The organism is Natronobeatus ordinarius, assembly GCF_024362485.1.
Taxonomy (GTDB): domain Archaea; phylum Halobacteriota; class Halobacteria; order Halobacteriales; family Natrialbaceae; genus Natronobeatus; species Natronobeatus ordinarius.
This window is the reverse complement of sequence record NZ_CP101457.1, coordinates 75,829-88,007: the sequence shown is the minus strand read 5'-3', so window position 1 is coordinate 88,007 and position 12,179 is coordinate 75,829. Positions and strand designations below refer to the sequence as shown.

The 12,179-nt window shown below is 57.3% G+C and carries 10 protein-coding genes; 8 read left to right on the top strand and 2 right to left on the bottom strand.

The window, feature by feature from the left end; genetic code table 11:
- Positions 1–39 precede the first annotated feature (39 nt).
- The 4 genes from NMQ09_RS20840 (at position 40) to NMQ09_RS20825 (ending at position 1,979) form a co-directional block, all read left to right on the top strand.
- Complete coding sequence (locus NMQ09_RS20840; protein WP_255194648.1) at positions 40–330, top strand: DUF8069 family protein; 291 nt, start codon at positions 40–42, stop codon at positions 328–330.
- On the top strand, positions 330–665 hold the full coding sequence (locus tag NMQ09_RS20835) for a DUF7558 family protein (protein WP_255194647.1): 336 nt from the start codon (positions 330–332) through the stop codon (positions 663–665). The genes NMQ09_RS20840 and NMQ09_RS20835 overlap by 1 nt, the downstream gene beginning before the upstream one ends.
- Before the next feature lie 239 nt (positions 666–904).
- Positions 905–1,465 carry a hypothetical protein gene (locus NMQ09_RS20830; protein ID WP_255194646.1) on the top strand — a complete coding sequence of 187 codons (561 nt, stop codon included), beginning with the start codon at positions 905–907 and terminating at the stop codon, positions 1,463–1,465.
- Positions 1,466–1,781: 316 nt separating this feature from the next.
- A complete protein-coding gene (locus NMQ09_RS20825) occupies positions 1,782–1,979 on the top strand; it encodes a hypothetical protein (protein ID WP_255194645.1) in 198 nt (65 codons plus the stop codon).
- Between the two features lie 265 nt (positions 1,980–2,244).
- On the opposite strand, the gene prf1 is transcribed toward NMQ09_RS20825, so the two are convergent.
- The gene (prf1, locus tag NMQ09_RS20820; RefSeq protein WP_255194644.1) at positions 2,245–3,321 is read right to left on the bottom strand and encodes a peptide chain release factor aRF-1; all 1,077 of its coding nucleotides are present in this window, start codon (positions 3,319–3,321) and stop codon (positions 2,245–2,247) included.
- A gap of 556 nt (positions 3,322–3,877) precedes the next feature.
- Between prf1 and NMQ09_RS20815 the strand changes: the two genes are divergently transcribed.
- The 4 genes from NMQ09_RS20815 (at position 3,878) to NMQ09_RS20800 (ending at position 7,783) form a co-directional block, all read left to right on the top strand.
- Complete coding sequence (locus NMQ09_RS20815) at positions 3,878–4,480, top strand: DUF7437 domain-containing protein (RefSeq protein WP_255194643.1); 603 nt, start codon at positions 3,878–3,880, stop codon at positions 4,478–4,480.
- On the top strand, positions 4,477–4,977 hold the full coding sequence (locus NMQ09_RS20810) for a PIN domain-containing protein (protein ID WP_255194642.1): 501 nt from the start codon (positions 4,477–4,479) through the stop codon (positions 4,975–4,977). Before NMQ09_RS20815 ends, NMQ09_RS20810 begins: the two co-directional genes overlap by 4 nt.
- Positions 4,978–5,696: 719 nt before the next feature.
- Complete coding sequence (locus NMQ09_RS20805) at positions 5,697–6,593, top strand: SOSS complex subunit B family protein (protein WP_255194641.1); 897 nt, start codon at positions 5,697–5,699, stop codon at positions 6,591–6,593.
- 215 nt (positions 6,594–6,808) lie between these two features.
- Positions 6,809–7,783, top strand: a complete 975-nt coding sequence (locus NMQ09_RS20800; RefSeq protein WP_255194640.1) for an HNH endonuclease — start codon at positions 6,809–6,811, stop codon at positions 7,781–7,783.
- 381 nt (positions 7,784–8,164) lie between these two features.
- On the opposite strand, the gene NMQ09_RS20795 is transcribed toward NMQ09_RS20800, so the two are convergent.
- Complete coding sequence (locus tag NMQ09_RS20795; protein ID WP_255194639.1) at positions 8,165–11,932, bottom strand: P-loop NTPase; 3,768 nt, start codon at positions 11,930–11,932, stop codon at positions 8,165–8,167.
- Between the last annotated feature and the right edge of the window lie 247 nt (positions 11,933–12,179).

The following is a 12,179-nucleotide window of genomic DNA, read 5'->3' as shown; positions in this document are numbered from 1 at the left end:
AGGCGTGGAGCGCGCGTTAGCGTGCTCGATGGAATTCTCATGTCTAAACCCGAACTCAACGACGACACGAGTGCCGACTACGAACAGTTCGAGGCCGAACTCCTCGCCCAAGATCAAGACGCCGCCCGCGTTGGGACGGCGGACATGGACGATTCGGAGGCCCGTAACTTGGTCAATGAGCTCGTCGACGCGGGTATCGTCATCCCAATCGCTGAAAAGCGCGTGCTCGTCCACGAACCCAGTAGTGAAGCGTTCGAATCGATTACCCAGCTTGCTGTCTTCCACAAAGGCTGGACAGCCGCTTGCGACGCCAGCGAGGAGACGGCCTGATGCAGCAGACACTCTCCGGGTGTGCCTTCTGTGAGGCGCTGCCCGGTGCTGACGCTGGTGAAGCACACACCTGGGGGAAAGAAGAGCGGGTCACCCACCAGATCTGTGTCGACTGTGCAATTCAGGCGCAACCCGATCCCGATGAGCGCGATCACCACGCTTGCGACGGGTGTGGACTCGTCGTTGACACGCTCGCAGCGCTCACCCGGTTCCGCGTGGAACTCGGCCATCTCGAGGGGCCGCTACAGCTTTGTGCTTGCTGTAGCCCCAGTGGGCCCGCCACGTACTGGACGCGCGACCTCGAGGAACACCTCGTAGCGGTGCCAGCGGAATAGCCCCAAATCGCTGGATTTCCATGATAACGTAGTCAAGAAGCGCTATACCACACTCATCAAGCTGAGCCAGCGGAGACGTCATCTGCGACTTCCTCTCGGTCGCATTCCTCCTCGAAGAGTACTTTCGAATGAAGGACCTCCTTTCCAGTCAGCCCTTGTTTTCCCTCTCGATCACCCACCTGAACTCGTTTTTCGCGCCTGAAGGGTGAGGCGCGACCATGTGTGCCTCGAGATCACTAATGAGTACAGATCAGTCACTCCAGAGCGAATCGCATCGAGACGACCAATCCCAGACGGTCACGAGCGATCGGGATCGCAGTTATCCAGGTGACGTTGCCCACCTCAACGGACATGAACTCATAGCTATTGATGAGTGGCTTCCCGGAACTGAGCCATCACCGTATGAGATCGACCTCACAGAAGGCTATGAATACCGCACACGCTACTGGCGCTGCAGAAAATGCGGCCAAGAACGCAATCGTCGAGAGGAATTCACCAACCCTTGTGAGAACACCCAGCCACCGACTGCACTCGAGGCAGGCGGCTACTCTGTCGATGAGCCACGAACCCGTCGCGCGCTGAGCGAGGATATGGACGTTCGTTTCGCCAGCGTGGGGCCAACCTACGAGGTCGTCAGCGGGAGTGGGAACACCTACATGGTTGACGTCGAGGCGGAGACGTGTACTTGTCCGGATTGTGAACAACGCCAGCCCTCCGGTGGTTGCAAGCATCTCAGACGCGTCGATCTCGAGATACGAACTGGGATCACTCCCGCCCCGGATGGGACATTCAACCGGTGACTGTGGGTTAAACCGGTCGTCCGCTCGAGATAGTTTGTCGCCCCCGAGAGGGGTGCGGGGGTTCGACTGAAGCCACCGCAGAAACCCATGCGAACAAACAACGTAGCACCAGCGTCGCCAGACGCTGAGACGACATGGCCCCTGAAGCGAGGTATTGCCAGATGACCAGGTATAACGAGTGTCGGCTACCGACCTGTACGAGACTCACCCGCGATCGGGCAGGGTACGCTGGCCGCTTCTGTTCGGACAGCTGTGAAGTCCGCTATGAGCATCTGCAGGCAGACGCTCGAGACGCAGCCCAGGAGGATGCGTACTGATGCTCGAGCAGATTGATCATCGAGGCAAGCGCTTCACGATCGAGGACGACATCGACGACGAACGGAGAATCGAACGCCGATGGCGGACAGTTGCCCTCGAACGACAGGCCCAGAGAGAACTCCGCGAACTCGAGCGGGCGAAAGCGGTCGCTGGTCCAGCCGGGATGAATCCCGACGTCGAGGTGCTCGACCGATGACGCCAGAGGTGCTCTGAAATCTTCACTGTCGCCTCCCGTTCTCTGGGGCCCCGTCCGTCCTCGTCCTCTAACCGAGGTGGACTCGGATGTGAGACTGTCCCGTTGCTCCCTCATCCTTACACTAGCACGACGCGTACGCCGACTATGGACTGCCCCGCCTACGGCTCTTCCCTCACGCTTGAGAGTGCGTCTGCGCGATCGATGACTGCCTCCAGACCCGTAGACTGGGCCGCTACGACAGCTATGGAATCCAATGCTAATCGGCTTAGTTGATCGGAAACCGGAGGAGCGCTCCAAGACCCCCGAATGCAGTATCGAACTGGGCACCTCGGTCTGTGTCAGTCGACACAACGAGACACTCACCGCCTTGGTCGGTCGTCACTGCCTCCAATTCACGAATCTCTGCTGATGGTCGTGCGTCAGAAACGATGAGGACGTCGACCGCCCCGTAGTCGAGGGCGGTTCGCGTTTCCTCAGCTCCGTAGGCGACATCTTCACGCTGCCCCAGCGCCGTGAAGAACCGATCGAGAAACTCTCGTTCCCGTCGGCGCTCAGCATCAGACAGTACGTCCTCGGAACGCGCAACGAGCTGCGAGAGGCCCTGTTTAGTCGCGTACTCAATCGGATACACGCCCAGTATGCGGTCCCGCAACTCGTAGTGGAGATAGCCACCCTGCTGGAACTCGTCGACGGTAATCGTCGTGCCGCCGAGGAGAATGCCATCGACAGTAGGCTCGTCGAGGAATGTCTGTTCGGCAGCGTCGGCAACCTTCTCGAAGAACTCGTGTTTCTGGCGATCCCGCTCACGTTCGAAACGCTGCGCACTCTGACCGCCCGCACGGGATTTCCCCATCACCTGGCTCTCGAACGTCCGGATGGAAACGATGCGTTTGCCGGCGAGGCGGCCGAGAGCGGCACGGCCCCGTTCGAGGACAACCAGACCGTACACCTCTGACGGGGAGAGCGCCTGCTCGACGGGGGCGGTCTCGAATTCAGCCGCACAGCGGTACAGTGAGACGTCGACGGGGACGTCGAGATCGTCGAAGACGGCGTCGTGCAGCTCACCGTCGACGACACCAGCGTAGATGATGAGGCCGCTTTGTGGCGTTTCTTCGTACGCTTGCAGAAGGCGTCGGATGCGTCCAAGAGCATCCTGGACGTGGGTTCGTGTCTGATCAGATTTGATGTTCGCAGCCTGTGCATATTCGCGATCGATGCGCTCGCGGACTGCATGGAGTGATTTGTCTGGCGGAACGGCTACGGTGATGAGTTCGGTGCCCTCGCCACGGTAGTTTCTGAGCTGATCGATTCGATCGCGGAGTTCGTACTCGGTGGTTTGCATTTGTATCGGTGAAAGCGGCGTCGCTGCTCGATGAGAAGGCGATACACCCGTCGGCGCCGCGACCACCTATGAAAGAACAGAGCAAGCGCTCATCGTCCGCACGTTCACCTGTTGCACCGGCGGTGTGTGGTGCATAGATAACTTTCGCGTCGGTGCAGGATAATGCTTACGTCGAGACTGCAGGCGGTGGCCGAGAACAGATAGAAAGCCCTCGGCCGTTCTCGGGCGGCGACGCCGCCCGTTAGCTCGGAAGAGGTTTGCTCTCCCATTGCTCGGTATCCCTCGACCACTCGAGACTCCGTCTCGCTTGCTCCCGCTGCGCGCCTCTTTTCACTCGGTGTTTACGGGGTCGAGGGACGACCGAGTCAGCCTTGCCCTTTCTGAGCCCGCCAGGCTATCGGCTGAGTCACTGCATGTCAAGTCCGGTTGAACCGTGTTTCTCTGCGGCCCGCCCCGCTCACCGCTGCCACCCGCCGCGTCGCTCGCACCTAGTCGAGATAGATTGACCGCAACACTCTTTATTGATTCGCTGTAAACTGTAAACACTCAATTGCCCATGTCACGCACCTCAAACCGAACCGACGGCGACGTCATCCGCGACTTCCTCTCGGTCGCGGACCTCCTCGAGGAGCCACAGCTCGCCCAGCTGTACGCGTATCTCGCCCGAGAGGAGGAAGCAACCGTTCAGGAACTCATGAACGAACTCGACCTCGCACAGGGAACGGCCTACACCTATGTGAACCGGCTGGTCGACGCCGGCGTCATCGAGGCGACCACCGACGAGCAACCCCGGGTGTACGTCGCTCGCGACATCAATCTGACCGTCACAGCAGCTGATGACGCTCGCGAGTACACGATTACGCCCGCGCTCATCGACGCCATCGCCCGTCGCACGACCGACGACGACATCGATACCTACATCGACCGCCACGGCATCGCCGGACTCGCAACGGCACTCACCTACACCGTCGACCGGGAACGTGGCGAGGTCACCCACCGGCTGATGGCCCGTGATCTCGACATCTCGCCGCTCGCCGCCGAGATCATCCTGCAGGCGCTTCGCCCCGTCGTCCACGAGCACTTCGATATCGAGGAGGCGGGCGCGTCGGTCGCGGATATCGAGGTTGTCGACCGGGACATCGCTGGCGACAACGCGTGAGCGCCATCCATATCGCTGATACCGGTCTGTTCGTCGCGATGGGGAAACCGTCGAACCGTCGGTATCAGGTCGTCCGAACGTTTGCACGCCGGAACGACATGACGTTCGTCCTCCCGGAACGTGTCTACGACGAACTGACCGTCAACGCGCCCGACGTCGAGACACCGCCGGTCGACACGGCAATCGACGAAGGGTGGGCCCGAGTCGCAGCCCCGTTGGGATACACGAACGCACTAGTCTCCCGGACGATGGACGGCGTACAGCGATACATCGCGAACGCTGATGACCGCCCTGCCGACGAGATCGAACGTGCGGATCCAGCGCTGGCAGGGGTCGCCGCTCAAGCGTTCGTCGACGAGACCGCTGACCACGCTTACATCTACACGACGGATACCCTCGCTGGAGAAGGGGCTGAAAATGTCTTCGCCAGTGAGGGCTACGGCGATTCAGTCACATACGTGAACGGCTTCCGCTTCGTCGAAGATCTTCTCGAGTAGGCCGCTCCTCGTTAGGTCCGCACACCGGCCACTGCGGAGCAAAATTCGATATCAGCCCGCCAGCGATGGCCGTTACTGTCTCGAAAGCCCTCGGCCGCTCGGCATCCCGCGACCCACGCTGCGCTCCTCGTACCTGCGGTGCTTGCGGAGTCGGGGGACGACCGAGACAGCCTCGCCCTTTCTGAGTCCACCAGGATATCGGCTGTCTCACTGAGCGTCGAACCCGGTTGAACAGGTTCTTTATTACGGCACGCCCCGCTCGCCGCTTCCGCCCTCCGCATCGCTCGCGACCGACCATTCCGGGCATGCGGCGAGCAAGCTCGCCGTTCCGGGCTGAAATGAATCTGGTCTCGACGCCAGCATTAAGCGCGTTTTCGGTTGCGCCCCTCGCGGGCTTTCGCGTTCCAGCACTTTGGGCCGCTCCACGCGGCGAGTCATGCCACGACTCGCCGTGCTCACGACCGTCGCGCTGGACACGGACCCGCAGTCCGGGCCGGACGCGAGAAACGGCTTAAAGCTGGCCGCTCGCTCCGGGCGGGTCGGCGCGCGGCTCTGGTTGGATGGCCTCCCCGAGACGCTCTCGCTCGCGCCCCAAGGGGCGCTCACGAAGGCGCGAGCGAGAGCGTACAGATGGTTCTGTCGGTCGTTGTCGTCGGAAAACCGCGATGTAGGAGCATCGCGGTGTCGGGCGCTGAGCGCCTTCGGATCAGTGAGATCCAATGTCAAGTAAGAACGTTACCAGTGAAGTAGTTTCGGTCGATGAACAGGCATTCGAAAAAGCGGACGAAGCGGAAGTCGATGAAGATGGCTTCGAGGTCGTCGATGAGACGCCGGAATTCCAGGCGACGGTGCAGATGGAGGTGCAGGCGAAAGTCGATGCGAACCACCCGGACGGGATGGTCGACACCAGTGAAGAGCGGATCTACGGTGCGACTCTTGAACAGGAAGAGCGCATTCGGGCGCGAGAGGCGGAGCTGGAGCGCATCAGTGCCAGGGCGGAGATGGGGATGCAAGACGGTCGGGAGAATCGGACGCGAGATATCGTAGCGAAGCAGAGTGCTGAGCGACGTGTTGAGTTCCAGAAACGGGCGGCGAGCGTGAACCCGTGGGCGGATCCGGACCGAGACGATCCTCGTGCAGAACTGACGCAGGAGCAGTTGGCGGCGGTGAACAAGCAGTCAATGCGGCTGGCAGAGAAGCTGGATGGCTGGTCGCGAGCAGCGATTGGTCGGCGAATGGGTGAAGCCGTCGTCGATGGAAAAGACCTGATGAGTGCAGTCGTCGGGGTTTTCGAAGAGTTGCAGACGGCGCCGGGACAGGTGGTCCCCATCGGGATGCTCGAAGGCGTCAATCGGAAAGAAGTGAGCATCGAAGGTACTGTGACACAGCTGTGGGAGCCGTCGAGTTCAGCTATTTCCCAAGTGGGGCTTATCGAAGACGACAGTGGGAAAACTAAGGTGACGGTCTGGGAGAAATCGAATGCCCCGTGGATCAAGGAAGGTGAACATGTGCGCATTCACGGAGCAGCACGGAACTGGTACGAAGGACGCGTCTCACTAGCCGTCACTGGGTGGTCGACCCTGCATTTCCCTGAGCGCGGACGGTGGTGGGAATAGCCAGCGTACACGGCCTTCTTTTTTGCTACGTGCCAGACCGACCCAGACCCCACCTCCCCACCCTCCGCTCCGTGCTCGCTTCGCTGCGCGCGCAGCCACGACCTTGTTCCGCAGGTCAAGGATCTGCTAAAACCCTTATCGAATGAACGACGAGAGGGATTTTTCTGCGCCGAGAGCGGTGAGGCGCTGATCTACTGTCGGCGTCCCGATCTTCGATGGAATCAGAGAAACGAGTGTATACGTGTGAGATTTGTGGAGCCGAGTTCGAAACACCAGGAGCAAAGGGCGGCCACAAACGAGCGCATCAGCTCAAAATCAGCCGTGAAGAGTTACAGGCGGAAATCAAGCGACTAGCGGAGGTTTCTGGAAGGACACCGACCACTAACATGATGGATGAACAAGGGTCTTATTCTGCGGCCTGTGTGAAACAGCGATTTGGCTCATGGGGAGATGCATTACGGTCAATCGATCTGATGCCAAATAACAGATACGACATCACCCCAGCGGAGGTCAAACAAGATATCAGAGCTGTCAGAGAGAAGCTTGGCAGACCACCAACATCGACCGAGCATCGTGAAATGGGAGAATATTCCGTGAGCCTGGCTCAGGACACGTTTGGGAGTTGGAACGACGCATTACAGGCTGCTGGTTTTGAGCCCCATCGCGAGATAGGGATTCCTGACGAAGTTCTCCTCGATGAAATCCGGACGCTTGTCGAGGTACTGGGGAAGGTCCCAACAGCGACTGATATGGACGAGTACGGTCGGTTTTCTTGTCGGTGCTATTTTGATCGATGGGACGGCTGGCAGGCCGCAGTTCGATCTGCTGGCCACGAGCCAGTTGGTCGTCCATCAGGCCCTGCCAACGGCAACTGGAAAGCGGACTCAAAGGATGAGCGACGATACTACGGGCCGAACTGGAAGGCACAGCGGGCGAAGGCGCTTGAGCGAGACAGCTACGTATGTCAAACGCCGGGGTGTGACTGGTCACAGACTGCCCATCGGGAGGCGTTCGGGAAGGGGCTGCACGTTCACCATATCCAGCCGCTCAGTTCATTCGGGGACAGGGACGACGATGTGGACTTCGAGCGGGCCAATCGGCTTGAGAATCTCGTGACGGTTTGTGTTCAGCATCATCGCCTGTGGGAACGAGTCTCCCCACTTAGACCAGATACGAGCCAGTCCCCTTGAGACTAAATTAGATCCACATTCGAGAGGGCTCAACTGGGCAACGTCGATGGTCCCGGAATCACCGTAGAGAGTGGGGGGTTTTTCTGCCCTCCGAGTGGGCGGAGGGCACAGCGATAGCGTGTCCTCACCGAAGTATGTCCAAGGAAACCACTCTCACAACCCGTGAGCGACTCCGAATTCATCTTCAAGAAGCGAAGCGAGCGACCACCTCTCCCGCCGTCGAGGCACAATTGACGGCCGCATTGGAGGTCTGGGACGACCTGCCGCCAACGCCGTTACAGGAGTGTCCGATCTGTGGGAAAGTCGGATTGCCGGAACGAATTCAGCAGCACAGGTGCGGTAAACAAGGCACAGACCGTTACTGAGACACCGTTATTATTCTCAAAACATCTTTTCTTGACGTTCTACACTATCTAGGAGGTGATCTTCGGCTTCTTCGGCGAACAGTCGGACAGAGGATGGGAGTGAAGAGTCTTCTTGCCAGTCGCGGAGCATCTCTATCTCGTCTTCCTTCTTGCTGACCTCGGACAGACTCCGAGTAGCGAGGGCGTCTGTGTATAGAGCTCCATGAATCACGCTTGAAACGGATTCTGCATCTCGGATGTCGTCAACGCCTTCGGTCACAACTTTACGGTAGATTTTCTCTGTGTTCTCGGTTACGGGGAGGAACTTGCAATACCAGATGACTTGGAGCAACTGGTCCTCAGAGCAATCTGGGATTCTTGCTACGAGTCGTTCAGCAATATCAGCTATGGGAAAGCATGCGGTGAGGTCTGAAAACGCCATAGGGGTGTAGTAGTCGGTGTCGAGAATTCGTTGGCAGACTTCGTTTACTGCGGCGTCGTAGCTGTCCGCTTCTTTCATCCGGTCTGTTTCTACATCTAGGTGTGTCGGTAGGAGTGAGACGCCGGTGTATTCGTTTTCCAGTCGTTGGAGGGTGAAGTTGACGAACTGTTCTGGGTTTCGCTCAGCGATTTCCGCGATTACGAGTTGGAGGCTGTGTGGTTCCGAGGTTAGATTTTCTCTTTTCTCGGTGTAGTCTAACACCTCTTCGAGAATTTCTCCATCTACGTTCTCTGAATCGTCATTGTGTAACGGGAGGGGACGCAGCACCATTTCCACGGACTGTGAGTCAAGTGATTCTGCATCGTGTAGAAGCGTGCTGAGCACAGATTCTGTCCATTCTTGGTGGTCTTCCCAGTACCCGTTCAAAACTTGACTTAGACCGGAGATAAGTTCCGGAGAGTACGGAGACTGGTTCTCTAGTAGTTCCTCGATTTTCTCTTGTACGTAGTCTAGATCTTCTGTGGCTAGTGACCGGAGACCGGCTGGAGCTAGGCCGAACCGTTCTTTTTCGATATACTGGTTGACGAAGTCCTTTCCCTTCTCAGGGTCAGCAGAGCATATCCCCATCAGGACGTGCGGTTTGCAGGGTGTGAGATCAGGATCATCTGCTTCGAGAAGTTGTTCGCCGAAGTCCGGGCGCTCATCTGCCAGTATCATGAAGAACCGGTTGAATGAGGAGTCCCGGATTCCTGCGACAATATCCTTGAAGTCGCCTGGTTCGAGTTCCTCTTCATCGATTCCTTCTGCGAAGCTCCGGATTTCAGCCTCCCATTCCTCCATCTTTTTCGGCCCCCCGCGCCGCATTTGCTGAAGAAGTTGGTACCGCTCGTTGTCCTCTAATTCTTCCTGGAGTCCCTGGGTTTCCTCTTCGATTCCAAGTTCATCCGCATTATCTCGCTCGGCTAACCGGCTCAGTGCATCGATACATTGCAAGTCCTCGTTTTCGGAGACGTATTCAGCGGCGAATTCGAGTACTCGGGCCAGTTCCTCCTGGTTGAATACTTCTTGATGTTCGCCGTAGTACCGGGCCTGCGAGTTCTCGAAACTCCCGAGTTTCTCGGCAGCGGTTTTCCGTATCTCCGGGTGTGGATCTTCCTGGATTATCTCGATGAGAAGGGCGACTGCTTGTTCACGGAGTTCCAGCCAGGGCTCCGTAACAGGGACTTTCCCCTGCCAGGATCGCATCTGGGAACGGTTGATCGGGTCGACAGAGAAATCGTGTATTTCGGTGCTTGAAACCTCTCCGATGACGTCAAGCAGGTCAAGTCTGAGTTCGTCGTCGAGGTCTCCCGAGAGGAAGTGTTCGCCGACCACTCCCAGAATCTTCTGCTGGGCACCCGGAGATTTATTAAATCCTGGCCGCAGTGCCTGCCGTAGTTTTTGATCCGCGCTACCGGTTTGGAGCTGTGACTGAGGCGGATAATTGACTGCAATCCAGAGCAGCCACCACGTGGCGTCTTCCGGCTCTCCCTGTAAGGCGTTGGAAAGCAGGTCGGTTGACTCTATAATGAGATCGCCTGCTGGAGAAGCGGTATACATCGAGCTCCGGAAAAGCTGTTCTTCTTCCGGGTCTTCCGGTAGTTCTTCCCGGTGTGCGGCTTTGACGAGTTCTATTGCGTAATGGGGATGCGTTGACGCCAGAATCTTGAACCGGCGAAGAAGTCTGACTCTTTTTGCGAACCCGTATTCGCCTATGTTCTCTATCTCCGTATTTAGAGCGTCTCGAATCGTTTTCCGGGCCTCTCTACAGTTGTAGCGTCGGTGAATTATCGCTAGCTGGTTGATCTGATTCTTTCCTGTGAACTCACTGAAGTTGTCGTAGATTTCGCCTTGGTAGTCGCGTGGGGAGTCGGAGAAGAAACTGTTGTAGACAATGTATTCTTGGAGCGCGTCAGGCTGGACAGTTAGACGGTTCGAATGCTCGGCCACGAGTCCGATGTTTTCAGTTAGTATTTCTCTTAGCTCGATCTCGGTGGGCCTGTCCACCGATATAGCTTCTCTGAACTGCTGTAGCAGGTCCTCATTGTTCGTGTCCAGTTCACCGATGGCGGAAAGATACTTGACGTAGGTCTCCAGCTTCTGCGGATTGCCAACTCCTTGTTGCTCCCCCAATTTCTGGATGTCGGAAAGAACGTCTTCGAAGACGGCTTCAAGTGATTCATCTTGGGCAACAGGATCTGATGTATGTTCGTCACCGGAGAACTGCTCCGCAAGGAGATGGGCGAAAAGAGGGAGTCCCTCACTTATCGAAACGATCTGATCAAGTGTAGCCGGGTGAGTAACCCCGTAATATTCTCGTAAGATTTCGTGGACGTCCTCCGTGTTCAACGGCTGAAGTTCGACTGTCTCCGTCTCTACATCACTGAATCGGTTGCCGTAATCTTGTAGCGAGGAGATGAAATGCGGTCTCTCTGTAAATATGAGTTTGAGATGGGGCTGATACTGTTCTGCGAGGTCGAACAGGCGCTTGATCTGGTCCGCGTTCCGGGCATCGTCTACGAAGAGTAGAGTGTTCCGCTCGTCCTCCAGTTCGAGTTCCTCCAGCCCGTCATCGATGTTTCCGGCGTGTATATCTGTCCAGTATACCTGCCAGTCCGTTTTTTCGGCCTCTAATAGTAGACTGCCCTCAACGACGAGTCTTGTCTTCCCGATCCCGGCCCGTCCGGCGAGAATGAGCACGTCTTCCCCGGAGTTCGGGAAGTCGGTGATCTTGTCCAGTTCATTTTCCCGGCCGAAGAACGGGAGGTCGTACCTGTCATGCGGATGTTCTCCGTTGAGCCGTTCCCGGAATCGTTCCGGAATCGGCTGAAAAACCCTGTATTTCTTGCCCGTCGGAAGTCGGCCCGCTATCCTCTGGATCTCAAGAAGTATCTCCGTTTGACCTTCCTCTAGATCTTCTGTGTGCTGGTGGATTCGCTGCGAATAGTCCATGATCAGCTTGTGACCAAGTTCCTGGTTTTTACTGATCTCCACCTCCAGTTGATTCAGAAACTCGTTCACGAGGTCCTCTGGCGTAGCTTCGACCTCTTCGCCGAGCATGTCTTCGTTGAACGACTCCGCAATATCTGAAGGCGTGATCAAGTCGCCTCCGTCATCAAATTCTTCGACGAGGTCAACAACATGGTCATCCTCGAAAATGGCGATAAAGACGTCAGCGTCCAAGCCCTCGTGACTCTCCGCTACGTGAGAAGCTGCGTTTTCTACAGCTTCATTCAGGAAGTGCATCCGCTTGCCTTTCCCATAGAGGTGTTTCGCTGTAGAAGAAGCGATAATACTGGCGCTGATAGAGACCGGGTCAACCATATTCGATGGTTTTGCAGGTGAGTGGTTTAATACTCGGTCTTTGAGTCTGGTCTAGCGCCTTCGCTGATTGAAACCGGTTTACTTTGCTTGAGTAGTAGTCATTACACCGACATCTAGTTCCCAGAGCGCGGTCGGTGGGGGAAGAATAGGCCGGATAAGGGCCGTTCTTTTTTGCTGTGTGCCGGACCGACCCAGACCCCGCCACCCCACCCTCCGCTCCGTGCTCGCTTCGCTGCGCGCGCAGCCA

Coding starts and splice junctions, on each gene's coding strand:
- NMQ09_RS20840 (WP_255194648.1), top strand. CDS start 40: ATGTCTAAACCCGAACTCAACGACGACACGAGTGCCGACTACGAACAG.
- NMQ09_RS20835 (WP_255194647.1), top strand. CDS start 330: ATGCAGCAGACACTCTCCGGGTGTGCCTTCTGTGAGGCGCTGCCCGGT.
- NMQ09_RS20830 (WP_255194646.1), top strand. CDS start 905: ATGAGTACAGATCAGTCACTCCAGAGCGAATCGCATCGAGACGACCAA.
- NMQ09_RS20825 (WP_255194645.1), top strand. CDS start 1,782: ATGCTCGAGCAGATTGATCATCGAGGCAAGCGCTTCACGATCGAGGAC.
- prf1 (WP_255194644.1), bottom strand. CDS start 3,321: ATGCAAACCACCGAGTACGAACTCCGCGATCGAATCGATCAGCTCAGA.
- NMQ09_RS20815 (WP_255194643.1), top strand. CDS start 3,878: ATGTCACGCACCTCAAACCGAACCGACGGCGACGTCATCCGCGACTTC.
- NMQ09_RS20805 (WP_255194641.1), top strand. CDS start 5,697: ATGTCAAGTAAGAACGTTACCAGTGAAGTAGTTTCGGTCGATGAACAG.
- NMQ09_RS20800 (WP_255194640.1), top strand. CDS start 6,809: ATGGAATCAGAGAAACGAGTGTATACGTGTGAGATTTGTGGAGCCGAG.
- NMQ09_RS20795 (WP_255194639.1), bottom strand. CDS start 11,932: ATGGTTGACCCGGTCTCTATCAGCGCCAGTATTATCGCTTCTTCTACA.